Here is a 16,763-nt window from a genome sequence, read left to right as displayed (position 1 = left end):
CAGAATTACGGCTATTTCATCTATTCAAGATTAAAAATCCAAAACATGCTTATGGCTGATTTTATAAAAAGATAGCCATAAAAATGAAACGGGGCTCTACTATGCAAAACTCATTTGACGCTACTGCGACCTTAAACAATCTGGTCGCTGTGGTCGGCCAGCGATATGTATTGACGGACGATAACGATACTCGTCTGTATCGGCAGGGCCGGCGTTATGGTTCAGGTGAGGTGTTTGCGGTCGTCACTCCAGGTTCATTACTAGAACAATGGCAAGTATTGCAAATTGCTGTTGCAGCAGACTGTATCGTGATTATGCAGGCAGCCAATACCGGTTTAACTGGTGGTTCAACGCCGTTTGGTGAATATGACCGTCCAGTGATTGTGATGAGTACTCGCCGTCTGACAGGCATTCAGGTGATCCAGGAGGGTAAACAGGTTGTCTGTTTGCCGGGTGCAACACTTGATGCACTGGAAAAACAGCTAGTGCCATTTAACCGTGAACCGCATTCGGTGATTGGTTCATCCTGTATCGGTGCTTCGGTGCTGGGTGGCGTATGCAATAACTCCGGTGGAGCCTTGGTTCGCCGTGGGCCGGCCTATACTGAACTGGCATTGTATGCGCGTGTCAATGAACATGGCGAACTGGAGCTGGTGAATCATCTCGGTATCCATCTGGGTCATAGTCCGGAAGAGATTCTGAAAAATCTGGAGCAGAAACAATATAACGAGCAGGATATCCAGCAGCAGGAACATCGCTGTGCATCTGATCATCGTTATAGTCAGGATGTGCGTCAGGTCGATGCTGATACTCCGGCACGCTTCAATGCTGATCCAAGCCGTCTGTTTGAAGTCTCTGGTTCTGCTGGCAAGGTGTGTGTTTTTGCAGTACGTCTGGATACTTTTGAAAAAATCCCGAGTCAGGTGTTCTATGTTGGCACCAACTCGCAGGATGATCTAACAGAAATCCGTCGCTTTCTGCTCAAAGATCTGCCAGGTCTGCCGATTGCTGGAGAATATATTCACCGTGTGGCTTATGACATCGGTGCGGAATATGGCAAAGACACTTTTATGTTCATTGAAAAATTTGGTACTGCCAAAGTGCCTGCCGCATTTGCCATGAAAGACAAGGTTGATGGGATATTGCAGAAAATGGGGCTACGTGGCTTAAGTGACAAAATTCTGCAAATGATCAGTAAAATGCTGCCATCACATTTGCCAAAACGCATGAACGAGTACCGTGATCTGTATGAGCATCATCTGATTCTCAGAATTGAAAATCAGGATGTGGCACAGGTACAGGCCTTCTTTGAAGGCTACTTTAAGGCCCATCCTGGCGGGAACTATTTTCTCTGCACCGAAGACGAAGGACGTAAGGCATTTCTGCACCGTTTTGCCGTAGCTGGTGCAGCAATTCGTTACCGTGATACCCATTTAAGTGAAGTGGAAGATATTGTGGCGCTGGATATTGCGCTGCGTCGGAATGACCGCCAATGGGTAGAAACCCTGCCACAGGAGATGGAAGAGCAGATCTTACATAAACTTTATTATGGTCACTTCCTGTGCCATGTATTCCATCAGGATTACATTGTAAAAAAAGGGGTTAATCCGCTGAAAATGGAACATGCCATGTGGAAGCTGCTGGATGATCGTGGTGCAGAATATCCGGCTGAACATAATGTAGGGCATCTCTACATTGCCAAACCGGCATTAAAAAACCATTACCAGAAGCTGGACCCGACCAATAGTTTTAATGTCGGTATTGGGCATAGCTCAAAGCTGAAATACTGGAAATAAGCAGAAAAACTGGGAATAACAACAATAACAATATGATCTGGCCTATCTCATGCAGTGCTCGCACTGCATTTTTTTATCTGTAAAATATTGGAAAATACAGGTTGTACGAATGTTGCAATAGATCGAAAAACTGCTGATTTAAATCCATTCTTGGGTTTTAATATGCCAAGTAGAGATCATTACCTGGTCCTGATACGATAAAACTAACAATAACAATTTTTTAGGAATCTCTTATGAATTCAAGTATCACCCCGCCCCAGCTGCCACGACTGCATGAGCGTAATCAGACTTTGTCTGTATTGCATGGCATTTATGCCGGCCTGTTGATCTTTAGTGGCGCAGTATTTCTTTATCTTGAATCTCAGCAAAGAACCGCTTCAACCATCAGCCTGGGATTTATCATTCTATTAATGCTGGTATTGATCTATTTCAATGTTCAGGCAGCTCTGAAAGTTAAGAAAGGTCAGGGCGAGGGGCGTACACTTTCCCGAGTTATGGCGGTGCTGATGCTGTTGAGTTTTCCTGTAGGAACAGTACTGGGGGCAATTGCATTATGGAAAAGCTCGGCGAAACAGTGGGAGGCCTGAGTTGACCTGAGAAAGCAATAATTTTGTGAAAATGCCATAAACAAAAATAAAAAACACGCTAGAGTAATATGCAACAAGTTGCAAAGCCATCATCAAAGGGAATAGCCATGACAACGACTCGTTATGCGAATATTTTAAAACCGCTTCATCTGGGATTTACCACGATTAAAAACCGGGTGGTGATGGGTTCAATGCATACCGGGCTGGAGGATCGTTTCTATAATTACCCCAAACTGGCAGCTTATTTTGGCGAGCGTGCCAAAGGTGGGGTAGGGCTGCTCATCACGGGTGGTATTTCTCCAAACCGTCAGGGCTGGTTACTGCCTGCAGGCGGGACCATGAATACCTTGGGAGATATTGCTCCGCATCGACTGGTAACTCATGCCGTGCATAAGCATGGTGCCAAAATCCTGTTGCAGATCCTGCATGCGGGCCGTTATGGCTACCAACCTTTTGTGGTTTCAGCGAGTCCAATCAAGTCCCCGATTTCTCCTTTTAAACCACGACAGCTTTCAGAAAAACAGATTCTGGCTACTATTCAGGACTATGTAAAAACTGCCAGTCTGGCAAAAAAAGCCGGCTATGATGGTGTGGAAATCATGGGTTCAGAAGGTTACCTGATTAACCAGTTCCTGAGTCGTCATGTTAATCAGCGCAATGATCGGTGGGGTGGTTCGATCGAAAACCGGATGCGTTTTGCGGTGGAAATTGTCAAAGCGATTCGGGCCGAGATTGGTGAAAAATTTATTATCTGCTTCCGTCTGTCTTTACTGGATCTGGTACATGATGGTAATACCATGCAGGAAGTCATTACCGTCGCTAAAGCATTAGAGAAGGCCGGAATTACTTTACTCAATACTGGGATCGGCTGGCATGAAGCACGTATTCCAACCATTGTTACGTCTGTGCCACGGGCTGCTTTCGTCGAGTACACTGCAGAAGTAAAGAAAAATGTTACTGTTCCGGTGATCGCATCGAATCGTATCAATATGCCAGATACTGCTGAAGAAATCCTGGCATCAGGGCAGGCGGACATGGTGCAAATGGCACGTCCTTTACTGGCAGATGCTTTCTGGGTTAATAAAACAGCGACCAACCGTGTTGATGAGATCAATACCTGTATCGCCTGCAACCAGGCTTGTCTCGACCATACGTTTAAAAACCAGCGTGCTACCTGTTTAGTGAATCCGCGTGCTGGATATGAAACTGAACTGGTTTATGTCAAAACCAAAAAACCGAAACGGATCGCCGTTGTGGGTGGTGGCGTTGCAGGTATGTCAGCGGCAACGGTGGCTGCCGGACGTGGTCACGAGGTGACCCTGTTTGAAGCGACGAACGATGTCGGTGGCCAGTTCAACCTGGCCAAAGTAGTGCCTGGTAAAGAAGAATTTCATGAAACCATTCGTTATTTCAAGGTTCAAATAGAAAAGACAGGGGTTGAATTACGTCTGAATACCAAGGTCAATCGTGAACAGCTGGAACGTGAAGGTTTTGATGAGGTGATTGTGGCGACGGGCGTTGTACCACGCGCCTTGAAGATTGCGGGTAGTGATGCGCCACAGGTCTTGTCCTATACCGAAGTGTTGAATGGAGCATCTGTCGGAGATCGAGTTGCCGTGATTGGTGCAGGAGGGATTGGTTTTGATGTATCTGAATTTTTGCTAAAACCGCCATTGCAACCCCAGCCAATGCCTGTAGAGGAATGGAAGCGTGAATGGGGAGTAGACCCAAATCCAAATTATGTAACTGAAGGAGGAATGCAGCCTGCGGAGGTTGAAGCACCAGTCCGGGAAATTTATCTGCTCCAACGTAAAACCACACCACTTGGTGCTGGTCTAGGGAAAACCACAGGCTGGGTACATCGTGCACAATTGAAAAAACATGGTGTACGCATGCTGCGGGGTGTGCAGTATAAGTCGGTTACTGATGAAGGCTTATGGATTGAAGTGGATGGACATGACCAATTGCTACGCGTAGATACGATTGTGGTATGTGCCGGTCAGGAATCAGTGAAAGAAATCATGCCAGTTGAAGGTCAAAAAACTATAGCTAAGTATCATATTATTGGTGGTGCCAAACTGGCGGCAGAGCTGGATGCCAAACGCGCGATTCGTGAAGGTGCTGAACTGGCAGCCAGATTGTAAGGATTTGATGAAACTATATGCAGTTGATTGCATTCACTGTAATTTTCACTTGTCAGGTGAGAAAAAGCTCCGTATGATGGCGCACATGGAAGCGTGGCAGAGCGGTTTAATGCACCGGTCTTGAAAACCGACGAGGGCTTATACCCCTCCGTGAGTTCGAATCTCACCGCTTCCGCCAGATACGAAAAACCCCAGTCAATGACTGGGGTTTTTTATTGTCTGGATATTTTGAATGCGGAACCTGAATCATTAAATTAAAGTAAAAATTAGAATGTAGGGGACATATAAACGACTGAGATAGATTGACAGTGATAAAGTAGATAAAAAGTGCCAAAAGCTAAAACTTAGACCTTTTTTGTGTGGTAAATAGGATTAAACGTGGTTTGAGTTAATTGAGCGCTATAACCACTATAGAGGTTAAAAAAGCAGAACTTTATCTGGACAAAATAATAAAGCTTTCAGCTGGCGAAAATCTTGATCTATGTATTGATACTGATCCTCATGGGAGCAAGTGCTCAAACTTAAATAGCAGAAAATAAAATTTCAGCTTTAGGGGGAAATTAAGAATTATATGTTTGCATGATTATTAGAGTCTTTCATAAATTATGTTTAATCACTATCAAGACAATTCCTTCTCGTTATAGGAGGCTTGCGGAGCATGCTCATCAAAGAGAGATTCCTACCCCATCATCCTCTTATGAGGTAGTACTTCTTATATCCCAAAGAGAGAAGGCACTTTTAATATCCATTTAAAGATAAATAGCACGATCATTTTTTGATTTATGAAAGAGATCTATTAAATTCAAATTAATTTTGAATATATCGTTGAATTTTAATAGTCAGTCCTGCTGGCTGACGCTGCTGAAATCCAATGTGGTATTGATAATTGCCTAGCAAGCTTTTAACCAATGCCAGTCCTAAACCATGGCCATGCTGCTGAGCAGATTTGCGCCAGAAGCGTTGTCCTAAATGTTGGATATTCTCGGCTGTAAGTTGTTGTCCATCATCTTCAATCACCAGGCCACCAGACTGCATGGAAATCCAGATATGGGCAGCCTGAGCATGTAGCAGTGCATTTTCAAGCAGATTTTTCAGTACGGTATACAGCACCAATTCAGGCAGCTGAATTTCACCCAAGCTGTCCCAGTTCACCTGTATTTTTTCATTCATTTCTGGATAGCGTGTACCTAAGTCTGCAAGAACTTTCTCAAGTGTGGGGCGAAGCCAGATGGTCTCAGTCATTTCCTGGAGACTATTTTCTGATTGGGTCAGTAATAAAAGCTGTTCGAGTAACAGCGTATAACGTCGGATACTCTCATTGGCCTGCTGCAAATTGTGCTGAATGGATTCAGGTAAGTTCTGCTGCTGACCGATCAGCTGTACCAATTGGACATAGGTTTTTATTGCGGTCAGGGGACTGCGTAACTCATGTGCAGCATAGGCACTAAAGGCTTTCTCCTGTTGCAGACTGTCATTAATTTTCTGAATCAACTGCGTGAAATTGTTGACAAAAGGCTGTACTTCCTGAGGAATACTTGCAGGCTTGAGCTGCATTAAAAAATCTGCCGCCTCTGAATAGTTAAGGTTTTTCTGGTTCAGGTATTGACTGAGCTGATCCAAAGACCGGAACTGTCTGTGGATAATAAAGATGATCAGGGCAATACAGATCAGCAGTGAGAAGACCAAGGGAACCAGTACGGACTGCAGAATCTTCTGTAGTAAGGTATCCCTCAAGAACATGCGTTCTGCTGCCACCACCTGAATATCGCCACGACGCAGGACATAACTGCGCCATTCCGTATCACCCTGCTGCCAGGTGCTGAATCCTTCTGGTCGCTGGCTTAAATTTCTGGGAGCACCGCGTGTTTTGGCAATTACTTGATTGCCTAACGAGATGTCAGAGCTAAAAAGCGAGACTTCACAGGCAATTAACTGGTTTGCATCATCATTCTTGGCTAATTTGGATAAGGTTGCATCCCTTAGACTATCCAGTGGTAACTGCTGAATCAGCCGGGCAACCATTTGTGCAGATGCCGATAAGCGTTGATCCAGTGTGTCTTGTAAGCGTTGTTTCAGGTCAATATACAGCCATGAAAATACCGCACTCCACAGCACAATAAACACGGCCAAAAGACTCATGACCAGACGCCATTTCAAGCTGTGACTAAACATGACGATGCTCAAACGGTTTGAAAATATATCCCACACCGCGAACGGTTTGAATCAAGTCTGGATGCAGTTTTTGTCTCAGGTGATAAATGTGTACATTCAGGGCATTGCTCTCAATAGCGTCCTGAAAACCATAGAGCTTATCAATAAGCTGTTCATTTTTCAGGATCTGATTGGGGTGGCTCATCAGGGTTTTCAGCAGGCTGAATTCACGGCGAGATAAATTCACGGCCTGGTTTTGATAGGTCACAGTCTGGGTATCCCGGTTTAGAACCAGTTCATCAAATTGCAGTGTATTCGATGCAAAGCCGCGGTGGCGACGGGTGAGGGCATGAATCCGGGCAATCAGTTCCTCCAGCTCAAAAGGTTTGGTCAGGTAGTCATCGGCACCGGCATTCAGGGCCTGAACGCACTGATCGGTCCGTAGCCGCGCCGTCAATACCAGTACTGGGAGATCAATTTGGTCGCGTCGCCAGCTATGCAGCAGCTCCAGGCCATCCTGATCCGGCAGGCCTAAATCCAGTAAACACAAATCGACTGCAGTATGCCGGATAAAATAATCCGCAGCACGTGCGTGACTGACATGCTCTACTGAAATATTCAGATAGTTCAGAGCAGCACAAATGCTCTGTGCGATATAGGGATCATCCTCAACCAATACAATAAACATAGAACATCCTGATCAAACTGCCATTATTTTATAAATGATTTGCGCTGTTAATGTTGCCTTAATTTTAGTTTTTCAATAATGCAGTCCTAACAGGAGGAGAGCAGCTGGATGTTGAAGTGGATATTGGGTGCCGTGATCGGCGGTGGAATCATGACGGGAACTGCATATGCAGATTTTTTACCACCAGATCAGGCATTTCAGTTTCAGGTGGTTTCTACAAGTCAGGATCAGGTAGAGCTTAGCTGGAAAATCGCAGAGGGTTATTATCTGTATCATGACCAGCTTAAAGTGTCTCATCAGCAGACCCCAGTTAAGTTGGCACTGCCCAAACCCGAAGACAAAGACGATCCCAATTTCGGTTTGACCCAGGTGTATTATGGGCAAGTCAAAACCAATATGAATGTGCAGCCCAACCAGCAGTTTGTGGTGCAATGGCAGGGCTGTGCAGAAAGTGGTTTATGTTATCCGGTGCAACGTACCACAATAACAACTGATGCAGATGGTTTATTTCCAGCGCAAAACTTAAGCAAGCCTCAAAAGCTGCTGGTCAGCACTACACAGCCAGAAGCAAACAAACAGATTCTGACTGCTCAGAAAGATGAGCTCCAAGCTATAGAGCAAACTCCAAGTACAAATCAAGCGCTGGCTGAAGAAAAGGTAGAGGAAATGCAAGTCGCTGCAGTTTCTGAACCTGTGGTGCAGCCTGAGGTGGAATTAACAGAGAAAAATGACCCGCCTATTGCAGACCCTAAAAATCAAACTTCGTCAGCAGGCATGAATAGCCAGTGGAACAATGACCAGTATTTTTTAAGTCTGCTGTCAGAACAAGGTCTGTTAATTAATGCTCTGATTTTTCTCGGGCTTGGCATTCTGCTGGCATTTTTACCATGTTCTTTACCTTTAATTCCAATTTTAACGGGAATTCTGGTTCAGCAGCACCGGGGCTACCGGGCGGCACTGATTGCGCTGGTCTTCGTTTTGGGTATGGCACTGGTCTATGCGGTCATGGGACTTGCTGTGGCACAGCTCGGTTACAGTTTTCAGCGCTGGTTTCAAAGTCCGGTATTCATCAGTATTTTCAGCATTCTGTTTGTTTTGTTCGCGCTTAATCTGTTCGGAGCATTTCAACTGTCCCTACCCCAGGGAATGTTACAGCGTCTGGATCAATGGCAGCAAAAGCAGAAGGGTGGCACGCTGATTGGTGCTGGTCTCATGGGTATGATCGCCGCACTGATTGTCGGACCATGTATGAGTGCACCGTTGGCCGGTGCCTTAATCTATGTGTCTCAGCTCAATCAACCGATGCTGGGAGCCAGTTATCTGTTCGTCTTAGGCTTTGGGCTGGGCTTGCCGCTATTTATTGCTGCCGTATTTGGGTCCCATCTTTTACCCAAACCTGGCATATGGAGGGATCGCCTGAAGTTTAGCTTTGGCTTTGTCATGCTGGCGCTGGCCTTGTATTTCGCCCGTCCACTATTGCCCGGCATTTTATACCTGAGCCTTTTGGGTGTGGTACTGATCACCTGTTCAGGCTACTTCTTGTTCAAGATGCTGCCTCATGTGCATCGGTCTGTATCGAAAATAGTCCTGATGCTGCTCAGTGGTGTGCTGGTCTATGCAGGAGGTATGCAACTCTATCATGTCTGGAGCCAGGTACAGGTCGCCCATGTAGAATCACGGCTTGAATGGCAGAGAGTCAGTACAGCCGCACAATTGCAACAGGTTTTAGCTAAACATCCTGCACAGCCGGCGGTGATTGATGTCTATGCAGACTGGTGTGTGGCCTGTCAACCGATTGAAAAGGAAGTGATTCCACGTAGTGATGTCCAGACGGCTTTACAAAATGTGGTTCGTATCAAATTAGACCTGACCCACTATCATCCAAGTCAGGATGAGCTGCTAAAAGCATGGCAAATCCTCGGACCACCCACCTTCATATTTCTAAATGCAGCGCATCAGGAACAGCGAGACTTGCGTTTAACCGGAAGTTTTAGCGCGACACATTTACTAGGCACATTGCAGCAACTGCAAGGGGAGCAACCATGATGATTTCCAGTGATGCGCTGCATCTGGGACCTTTGATGTTGCCCTGGACACTCATAATTGTTGCCACTGGCTTGATGCTGTTATCTGCTGTTTTGTTTGGATTAGCCAGAAAGTATTCATGGTCTAAACAACTGCTTGGACAAAGTCAGGATTTGCTCTGGAGCAGTTTTTTGCTCGGGATGCTGGGTGCACGTCTTATTTTCGTTCTGCTCAATGCCGAGCTGTATTTTGCAGCACCCATCGACATACTGAAAATCCAGGACAAAGGTTTCCATTTATGGGGAGGGGTGCTGATTGGTGCTTTGTGGTATGTCATTCGAAACAGACAGTTGCAGACCCGATTCAAAGCCATCTTGTTGATCATCTTTGTACTCTGGATCGGGCTTGGACTCGTATTCAAATCCAGTCTAAAAACTGAAGCAGCGTTTCCTGATCTAGCCTTTGCTGGACTAGAACAGGAGCGTTTGGGTACAGACAAGATTTCACTCAGCCAATTCATTGGCCAGCCCACGATAATTAATTTGTGGGCGAGCTGGTGTCCGCCCTGTCACCGCGAAATGCCGGTGTTGGCCAGAGCAGTCCAGCAGCATCCTCAAGTGAATTTTATCATGCTCAATCAGGGTGAGGAGGTAGCCACCGTAAATGCCTATTTAAGAAAACATCAGTTTCAATTTAAACATGTCCTGCTGGACCCATATGGTGAACTACCCCAGCAGCTGAATAGTTTTGGCCTGCCAACGACGCTGTTTTTTAATGCTCAAGGCCAGCTGGTCGAGCGGCATATGGGGGAACTCAGTCCGGCCATGTTGCAGCAATATTTAAACAGAATTTCAGATCAACCTTAAAAAAACGGAAGGACTTAGTATGAATAAAATTCACCAGGTGCTTGGTGCAGGTATGTTCCTGATCATGAGCATGCACACACAGGCAAATATTAAACAGAACATTGAAAAACAGGGTTTTGTGTTTGTAAAACAGATTCCGGCACCGCAAGGAATGACCGGCTGGGTGGGGCATGAAGACCAATACTCCAATACACTCTTTATCTCCAATGATGACAAATATTATATCAAGGGCGAACTGTTTGATGCGCAAGGGAAAAGCCTATCCAATGAACAGATTGAAAAGCATATGAAAAAAGCGGTATTGGACGACGTCTGGAAAACCCTGGAAAAATCCACCTGGATCCAGGATGGCAAGCCAGATGCACCACGTGTGGTCTATGTCTTTTCCGATCCAAATTGTCCATATTGCTATAAATTCTGGCAGGCGGCCCGGCCTTGGGTCAAATCAGGCAAGGTACAGCTGCGTCATATTCAGGTCGGTGTGATCCGCGAAGAAAGCCGTGGCCAGGTGGCAACATTGTTGATGTCGAAAAATCCAGCAGCAGTTTTTAACGATATAAATAAAAATAAAGGCAAAAAGCAGCTCAAGAAAATGGAAAAGATTCCTGTCGAAATTGCTGCAAAAATTGATGCCAACCAGGCCCTAATGGGGAAATACGGCTTTTTCTCCACACCGTCGATGGCTTGGAAAAACAATCAGGGTGAATTTAAATCTACTCAAGGCCTGGCGATGGATGTCAAGGAAATTTTTGAACAATAATATTTTAACTGCATGATAGAAAAGTAATTTTTACTTAAAACATCTATACATGATAGGGAGGCAGATTTACATTGGTGGATAGGCTAAGCATGAAGAGCAGATAAGAAATTTCAAATTTGGATGATCCACGGGTACTGCTTGCTTTGGAACGAACCGCTCTGGCGTGGAATCGGAGTGGTTTGGCATTAATTGCTTTTGGTTTTGTGATTGAAAAATCCAACCTGCTAGTGCAACTGGTGGACCCAGACACTTATGCACAGAAAATAGCTTATTCACAATGGCTGGGAATTGCGGTGATTGTATTTGGTATGTTGGTAAATTTCGCCTCAATCCTGCAATATCGACGGGGGTTGACATCACTGCGACCGCCGGAATTTATTGAAGGTTATTACACCCAGTATCCCGTATGGCTAAATCTGTTTACTGCTTTTAGCGGACTGCTTCTGATCATTTCTTTTTGGCTGCACTAAGAAGAGGGCTGGGCGCAATACAGCTCGTACAGCTTTTGCATCAGGCTCAAGACCTTGGGGTCACTCAGACGATAGAAAATCTGTTTGCCCTCACGTCGGGTGCCAACCATGTCGGCCTTACGCAGTACAGTCAGCTGTTGTGAAAGTGTAGGTTGATGAATATTGGTAGATTCTTCAATTTCCTGAACATTCATTTCCCCGTCGACTAAGATACATAAGATTTTCAGACGATCAGGATTGGCTAAAACTTTTAGGCATTGGCTGACGAAATCGACCTGTGAAAAATCAATTTTGGCATTTGCAGCAATCATATCCATAGATGTCCTCGAAACCTTTGATGTAGCCCGTGCAGTTTACACAATTTACCATAAAACTGCTTGATTATTATTTTTTATTATATAATATAAAAAAGTATATTGTATAGGGATTGATTCATCATGCATGACTTCCTCATCGCATTTATTGGCGGTTTAATGCTCGGACTTTCAGTGGTCGGCTATCTTTACGTCAATGGCCGTATTGCAGGAATCAGTGGTTTGGTTGGGCAGGTATTAAACCCAAAAACCGTATTTAAAACGCCTGCGATCTGGTTTTTATCAGGTTTAATCATCACACCGTTTATTTATGGTCTGTTTGTACAACCTGAAATTGAATTGAATGCCAGCCCATTGATGATGATTGTGGCAGGTCTGCTGGTAGGCTTCGGGACACGTTTGGGGTCGGGCTGTACCAGTGGTCACGGAATTTGTGGCATTAGTCGGCTGTCTAAGCGTTCTATTGTCGCGACGATGACTTTTATGTTTGCAGGTTTTGTCACCGTTTATATTATCCGTCATATCACAGGAGCATTCTAAAATGAAAAATGTGTTTGCCTTTTTATTTGGTGCTCTGTTCTCTGTGGGTCTGATGGTGTCAGGCATGTCCAATCCTGAAAAGGTACTCGATTTCTTGGATCTGTTTGGTGATTGGGATGCCAGTCTGGCCTTTGTGATGATGGGCGCGATTGCGGTGGCCTTTATTCCCTTCCAGAAAGCATTACGTAAGGCTCAACCGAAAACAATATTTAATGAGCCTATTGATTTGCCTAAAAATAATCAGATAGATAAGAAACTGATTACGGGTGCGGTTTTATTTGGTGCAGGTTGGGGGATTGCGGGCATCTGTCCGGCACCAAGTTTCACCTTGATCGGTTTGGGTCACTATCAAGTGCTCTATTTTGTTGTAGCAATGCTGGTGGGTGTATGGATTCACCGTAAATGGTCAGGAGCTTAACTATGCAAGATATTTCAATGGAAAAACAGGTACAACAACCGGTTGTGCAAGATTTCTTTGAAGAAAACACCAATACCTTCAGTTATGTGGTGAGTGATCCTGCAACCGGACATTGTGCCATTATTGACAGTGTCCTGGATTATGATGCGGCCTCGGCCAGCACATCGACTACACATGCAGATCGTATTATTGCCTATGTTAAGGCACAAAATTTAACTGTCGAGTGGATTCTGGAAACCCATGTTCATGCCGATCATCTGACAGCAGCGCAATATCTCAAGGCAGAACTGGGTGGAAAAATTGCCATGAGCCAGAAGATTTCTGTGGTACAGGAAACCTTTGGGGCGATTTATCATCTGGACATGAAACAGTTTAATGCCCTGCAGCCATTTGACTACCTGTTTGAGGATCATGAGCATTTCAAGATTGGTGAAATGGATGCCTATAATATTCCTACGCCAGGGCATACACCGGCCTGTCTCAGCTATGTGATCGGGGATGCGGTATTTGTGGGTGATACCCTGTTTATGCCGGATTATGGTACGGCACGTTGCGATTTTCCGCGTGGTAGTGCATCGACCTTATTCGATTCGGTACAGTCACTGTATCAGCTTTCGCCTGAAACTCGGATGTTCTTGTGTCATGACTATTTGCCTGCAACGCGTCATGATTATGTCTGTGAAACTGATGTACACACCCAGAAAACCCAGAATATTCATATCCAAGAAGGCACCAGTAAAGCAGAGTTTGTCGAAATGCGACATCAGCGTGATGCTACTTTAAATATGCCGAAACTGATTTTGCCGGCAATTCAGATTAATATGAAAGCAGGGCAGTTCCCTGAACCTGAAGCCAATGGTATGTCTTATCTGAAATTGCCATTGAATTATTTTAAATAGTTTTGAACTGCTGCTTCTGTAAGCCCTGTAGATACAGGGCTTTGTTGTTTATAAGACTTGATTATAAAAGGGAAATGCCAGCTCATTTTATTTCCTTCCTATGCTTCACCTCATTCTGTGCCACACTACATTTAAGCATCGGAGGAAAAAAGCAGCTTAGTCTTGATAAATTAAAATAAGTATTTAACTATCCTAAATAATTTTAAAAACTTAACATGACCTGAATATGAGTTCCCCGACCTGAAGACAGGATATTCAGTGTACCATTTGCACGTTGAGCACGTATTTTCATACTTTGTAGCCCTATATGCTTGGCTTCTATAATACATTCAGGATCAAAACCGACGCCATTATCCCGAATATTCAGGATTAATGCATGCTCTGTCTGTTCAAGTCCGATACTAATCTCGCTTGCCTGACTGAACCGTACCGGGTTTATCGGAGCGCAGTATAGCCAACTAGATACAAAAGCATTCCGCGAGTCGGCGTTAGAAAGTACAGATCCATTGGCTTTACAGTATGAAAAAACGAGTGTCTATAGTGCGCCGTTATTCATCGGTGCGCAGTTTGACAAAAACTTTGTCTTTAGTGAAGGCGTGATTCAGCCATATGCCCGTTTTGCATTCAGCCATGAGTTGTCTAGCAAACGAGAAATGGATGCAAGTTTTGTTTCTGCACCAGGTTATGTCTTTAGGACACAAGGTGGTGAACCACAACGTAATAGTTTTGATATGAATGTGAGCTTTAAAATGACCTCGATTACCAATCTTTCAATTTTTGGTCAGTACTATGGAAAGTACGCTTCATCAAGTTCGAGTGATCAAGGCGGAAGTATCGGTTTGGAACTGAACTGGTAAAAAATGATTTAATAAAAAACCGGCATAGGCCGGTTTTTTATTAAAGATAAATCTTTAAAATATCAATAAATTACTGGGATATTTTTTTATAGATTTTTCATAAAATTTATAAGTTTTCTGAGTATTTACACATTAAATAAAGAGCTTTTAATGACGACAATATTATTGTTTGACTTCAATTTTCACTAACGCCAAAGCAATCCTGTCCACATGCTGATAAGCCGGTTGTTCTAATTCTTCTCCAAAGATGTCCGGGTCAATCTCTTCATAAGACCAGCTGATATTTTTATACTGCCTCATTAAGTTTTCTAAATGCTCTACAAAACGATTACCATCCTGAGTGACGGTAACGCCTGTATATAAGAATATACATCCCCGCGGATTCAGATGCTGGATACCTTCTTTAATGATGCGAAAAGAGAGAGCATTGCCATCTAGCTCATCACCACCATGCCGGTATTGACGTTGATGCGGGTCGATTAAATAAGGGGGATTGGCAAAAATCAGGTCAAACTGACCTTGCAGATTTGCAAATAAATCACTCTGTACCGGATGGATTTTTTTTAAACCAGCAAAGTCGATATTCATTTGACTATATAACAGGGCTTTCGGATTAAGATCCGCGACAATCAACTCATCATAATCTGGAAAATATTTTGCGATACTGATGGCAGCTGCCGAAGTACCACAACATAATTCAACCGCGCGTTTCAATGGATCAGATCGACTCGCTAAATATTGCTTCAAGTGATAGGCAAAACGATAAGTATCTGGGCCAAAAAATACTGCATCCTGTTCTATGGTCGGAAAGGCAGAGTGAATAAATAACGCATTGTTGAGAGAAGCTACCCGTACCTGACTTAAATATAAGTTTTCTTGAATTTTGAGAAGCTGATGTTCTTCGAGTATGGAAAAAAGCGCAGGATCAAGATCTGTTTTTTTAAATCCAAGATTCCAGCCAAATATATCCTTTAGCGTAATTTCTTTGTTTACATCATTTTGTTTACGATCCAGAATCCGTTGATGAGAAAGTGGGGTAATTGCAGTAAATTGATAGTCTTGCTGTTTTAAGAAATTCAATAAATAAAGTAAAGCCTGCTGTTGGCTGGTTTTTATATCTAAGATCTGGTTCATAAGGATTTTCTCTTCTGATTCTTAGAAAATTTCAAGTAATCAATCTGTTGTGCTCATGATAAAAAATGACTCGAAGGATAGCCATAAGAATAGGTTGAGTTTCTTCGTACGTGATAGATAGACGGTTGCTTAAAATGAATAAGCTTAATAATCGCTGAAAATGATAAATACTTAGGTAAAGAAGTGCTGTGGATTGGTATTATTTATTTTTATCTGTAATCTTGCATAGAGAGAAATAAGTTCACGATATAAAAAATAAAGGCTATTCACCTTGCAGATGAATAGCCTTTTAGAACTAAAATTGATAAAAATCTTAGTCTTTGACTTCCGGCAAATCAAACCAGATTACTTGAGCATCATCCAGAGCTCTCATATCCACTACATCCAGAAAAGCAATTGCATCACCTGCATTTAGGGTGTATTCGGCAATCTGTACTGCACCTGAAATCACATGCACATAGTTAATATGCTGAGTGGCTTTGATTGCTAAAGTCTGATCTTTTTTGATCACTGCGGTTTTCACTTCAGCATTCTGACGAATATGCATCGGTGCGTTATCATTTGGTCCACAAATGAGATGCCACTGGTTAGGTTGTTCACGTGGATCCAGCTTAATTTGCTGATAGTTCGGTTGTGCATCATGTTCGTTTGGAATGATCCAGATTTGTAGCAAATGGACCTGTTCATCACCTTGGTTCATTTCACTATGGCGAACACCTGTACCGGCACTCATCAGTTGCCACTCACCCGCAGAAATCCCGCCGTGATTGCCCATGCTGTCCTGATGGGTAATCGTACCTTTAAGTACACAGGTCAGGATTTCCATATTGTCATGTGGGTGTTGACCAAAGCCTTGGTGACCATCGATCAAGTCGTCATTAATCACACGCAGTGCGCTGATACCCATATATTTAGGGTTATACCAGTTACCAAATGAAAAGCTGTGTTTAGATTCCAGCCAGCCCATTTTGACATGACCACGGTTTTCGCTTTTATGCAGGAAAGCATCCATTTTTCATCTCATCTATTTTTTTAACATGATCCTATCTTAGCGTTGTATTTATTTTATAAAAAGCCTATCCATGCGACAGATCATTGCAGTTTTGCAACGATC

General features: G+C 43.8%; 16 protein-coding genes and 1 tRNA gene. 12 read left to right on the top strand and 5 right to left on the bottom strand.

The genetic code is table 11. The features are described from left to right. The first annotated feature begins 101 nt into the window (after positions 1–101). The 4 genes from dld (at position 102) to ACS72_RS06090 (ending at position 4,705) form a co-directional block, all read left to right on the top strand. Positions 102–1,796 (top strand): D-lactate dehydrogenase, encoded by a 1,695-nt coding sequence (gene dld / locus ACS72_RS06105; RefSeq protein WP_048881569.1) that lies wholly within the window; start codon positions 102–104, stop codon positions 1,794–1,796. 233 nt (positions 1,797–2,029) lie between these two features. After that, complete coding sequence (locus ACS72_RS06100; RefSeq protein ID WP_004810650.1) at positions 2,030–2,383, top strand: hypothetical protein; 354 nt, start codon at positions 2,030–2,032, stop codon at positions 2,381–2,383. Between the two features lie 107 nt (positions 2,384–2,490). After that, complete coding sequence (locus ACS72_RS06095) at positions 2,491–4,527, top strand: NADPH-dependent 2,4-dienoyl-CoA reductase (protein ID WP_004810648.1); 2,037 nt, start codon at positions 2,491–2,493, stop codon at positions 4,525–4,527. 87 nt (positions 4,528–4,614) lie between these two features. Beyond that, positions 4,615–4,705 (top strand) — tRNA-Ser (locus tag ACS72_RS06090). 629 nt (positions 4,706–5,334) lie between these two features. On the opposite strand, the gene ACS72_RS06085 is transcribed toward ACS72_RS06090, so the two are convergent. Together ACS72_RS06085 and ACS72_RS06080 are read right to left on the bottom strand one after the other, a co-directional pair. Continuing rightward, complete coding sequence (locus tag ACS72_RS06085) at positions 5,335–6,699, bottom strand: ATP-binding protein (protein ID WP_048881568.1); 1,365 nt, start codon at positions 6,697–6,699, stop codon at positions 5,335–5,337. Next, the gene (locus ACS72_RS06080) at positions 6,692–7,366 is read right to left on the bottom strand and encodes a response regulator transcription factor (RefSeq protein ID WP_048881567.1); all 675 of its coding nucleotides are present in this window, start codon (positions 7,364–7,366) and stop codon (positions 6,692–6,694) included. Before ACS72_RS06080 ends, ACS72_RS06085 begins: the two co-directional genes overlap by 8 nt. Positions 7,367–7,474: 108 nt before the next feature. Between ACS72_RS06080 and dsbD the strand changes: the two genes are divergently transcribed. From dsbD to ACS72_RS06060, 4 genes are all read left to right on the top strand, one after another. Then, positions 7,475–9,412, top strand: coding sequence for a protein-disulfide reductase DsbD (gene dsbD, locus ACS72_RS06075; protein WP_048881566.1), 1,938 nt, complete (start codon positions 7,475–7,477; stop codon positions 9,410–9,412). Continuing rightward, positions 9,409–10,257 (top strand): TlpA disulfide reductase family protein, encoded by an 849-nt coding sequence (locus tag ACS72_RS06070; RefSeq protein ID WP_048881565.1) that lies wholly within the window; start codon positions 9,409–9,411, stop codon positions 10,255–10,257. Before dsbD ends, ACS72_RS06070 begins: the two co-directional genes overlap by 4 nt. A 19-nt stretch (positions 10,258–10,276) precedes the next feature. After that, positions 10,277–11,017 carry a thiol:disulfide interchange protein DsbG gene (gene dsbG / locus ACS72_RS06065; RefSeq protein WP_048881564.1) on the top strand — a complete coding sequence of 247 codons (741 nt, stop codon included), beginning with the start codon at positions 10,277–10,279 and terminating at the stop codon, positions 11,015–11,017. Between the two features lie 107 nt (positions 11,018–11,124). Next, positions 11,125–11,487 (top strand): YidH family protein, encoded by a 363-nt coding sequence (locus tag ACS72_RS06060; protein ID WP_004646570.1) that lies wholly within the window; start codon positions 11,125–11,127, stop codon positions 11,485–11,487. On the opposite strand, the gene ACS72_RS06055 is transcribed toward ACS72_RS06060, so the two are convergent. Next, on the bottom strand, positions 11,484–11,804 hold the full coding sequence (locus ACS72_RS06055; RefSeq protein WP_008303634.1) for a metalloregulator ArsR/SmtB family transcription factor: 321 nt from the start codon (positions 11,802–11,804) through the stop codon (positions 11,484–11,486). The two genes, ACS72_RS06060 and ACS72_RS06055, sit on opposite strands and share 4 nt — an antisense overlap. Positions 11,805–11,924: 120 nt before the next feature. Here ACS72_RS06055 and ACS72_RS06050 point away from each other — a divergent pair, with 120 nt between their 5' ends. The 4 genes from ACS72_RS06050 to ACS72_RS06035 all read left to right on the top strand — a co-directional run bounded on the left by ACS72_RS06050 (position 11,925) and on the right by ACS72_RS06035 (position 14,515). Next, a complete protein-coding gene (locus tag ACS72_RS06050; protein ID WP_004810628.1) occupies positions 11,925–12,341 on the top strand; it encodes a YeeE/YedE family protein in 417 nt (138 codons plus the stop codon). A 1-nt stretch (position 12,342) separates the two neighbouring features. Continuing rightward, a complete protein-coding gene (locus ACS72_RS06045; RefSeq protein ID WP_008303636.1) occupies positions 12,343–12,759 on the top strand; it encodes a DUF6691 family protein in 417 nt (138 codons plus the stop codon). Between the two features lie 2 nt (positions 12,760–12,761). Then, positions 12,762–13,658: an MBL fold metallo-hydrolase gene (locus ACS72_RS06040; protein WP_008303638.1), complete on the top strand. Its 897-nt coding sequence runs from the start codon at positions 12,762–12,764 to the stop codon at positions 13,656–13,658. A 419-nt stretch (positions 13,659–14,077) separates the two neighbouring features. Continuing rightward, positions 14,078–14,515 (top strand): autotransporter domain-containing protein, encoded by a 438-nt coding sequence (locus ACS72_RS06035; protein WP_228256283.1) that lies wholly within the window; start codon positions 14,078–14,080, stop codon positions 14,513–14,515. Positions 14,516–14,677: 162 nt separating this feature from the next. Here the strand turns inward: ACS72_RS06035 and ACS72_RS06030 are convergent, their stop codons facing one another. Continuing rightward, positions 14,678–15,649: a class I SAM-dependent methyltransferase gene (locus tag ACS72_RS06030; protein ID WP_048881562.1), complete on the bottom strand. Its 972-nt coding sequence runs from the start codon at positions 15,647–15,649 to the stop codon at positions 14,678–14,680. A gap of 313 nt (positions 15,650–15,962) precedes the next feature. Further along, positions 15,963–16,661 (bottom strand): pirin-like bicupin family protein, encoded by a 699-nt coding sequence (locus ACS72_RS06025; protein ID WP_048881561.1) that lies wholly within the window; start codon positions 16,659–16,661, stop codon positions 15,963–15,965. Between the last annotated feature and the right edge of the window lie 102 nt (positions 16,662–16,763).

Source organism: Acinetobacter sp. VT 511 (assembly GCF_001077515.1).
GTDB classification, from domain to species: domain Bacteria; phylum Pseudomonadota; class Gammaproteobacteria; order Pseudomonadales; family Moraxellaceae; genus Acinetobacter; species Acinetobacter schindleri.
The sequence above is the reverse complement of the archived record's forward strand: the minus strand, read 5'-3'. Positions and strand labels throughout refer to the sequence as shown.

Coding starts and splice junctions, on each gene's coding strand:
- dld (WP_048881569.1), top strand. CDS start 102: ATGCAAAACTCATTTGACGCTACTGCGACCTTAAACAATCTGGTCGCT.
- ACS72_RS06100 (WP_004810650.1), top strand. CDS start 2,030: ATGAATTCAAGTATCACCCCGCCCCAGCTGCCACGACTGCATGAGCGT.
- ACS72_RS06095 (WP_004810648.1), top strand. CDS start 2,491: ATGACAACGACTCGTTATGCGAATATTTTAAAACCGCTTCATCTGGGA.
- ACS72_RS06085 (WP_048881568.1), bottom strand. CDS start 6,699: ATGTTTAGTCACAGCTTGAAATGGCGTCTGGTCATGAGTCTTTTGGCC.
- ACS72_RS06080 (WP_048881567.1), bottom strand. CDS start 7,366: ATGTTTATTGTATTGGTTGAGGATGATCCCTATATCGCACAGAGCATT.
- dsbD (WP_048881566.1), top strand. CDS start 7,475: ATGTTGAAGTGGATATTGGGTGCCGTGATCGGCGGTGGAATCATGACG.
- ACS72_RS06070 (WP_048881565.1), top strand. CDS start 9,409: ATGATGATTTCCAGTGATGCGCTGCATCTGGGACCTTTGATGTTGCCC.
- dsbG (WP_048881564.1), top strand. CDS start 10,277: ATGAATAAAATTCACCAGGTGCTTGGTGCAGGTATGTTCCTGATCATG.
- ACS72_RS06055 (WP_008303634.1), bottom strand. CDS start 11,804: ATGGATATGATTGCTGCAAATGCCAAAATTGATTTTTCACAGGTCGAT.
- ACS72_RS06050 (WP_004810628.1), top strand. CDS start 11,925: ATGCATGACTTCCTCATCGCATTTATTGGCGGTTTAATGCTCGGACTT.
- ACS72_RS06045 (WP_008303636.1), top strand. CDS start 12,343: ATGAAAAATGTGTTTGCCTTTTTATTTGGTGCTCTGTTCTCTGTGGGT.
- ACS72_RS06040 (WP_008303638.1), top strand. CDS start 12,762: ATGCAAGATATTTCAATGGAAAAACAGGTACAACAACCGGTTGTGCAA.
- ACS72_RS06030 (WP_048881562.1), bottom strand. CDS start 15,649: ATGAACCAGATCTTAGATATAAAAACCAGCCAACAGCAGGCTTTACTT.
- ACS72_RS06025 (WP_048881561.1), bottom strand. CDS start 16,661: ATGGATGCTTTCCTGCATAAAAGCGAAAACCGTGGTCATGTCAAAATG.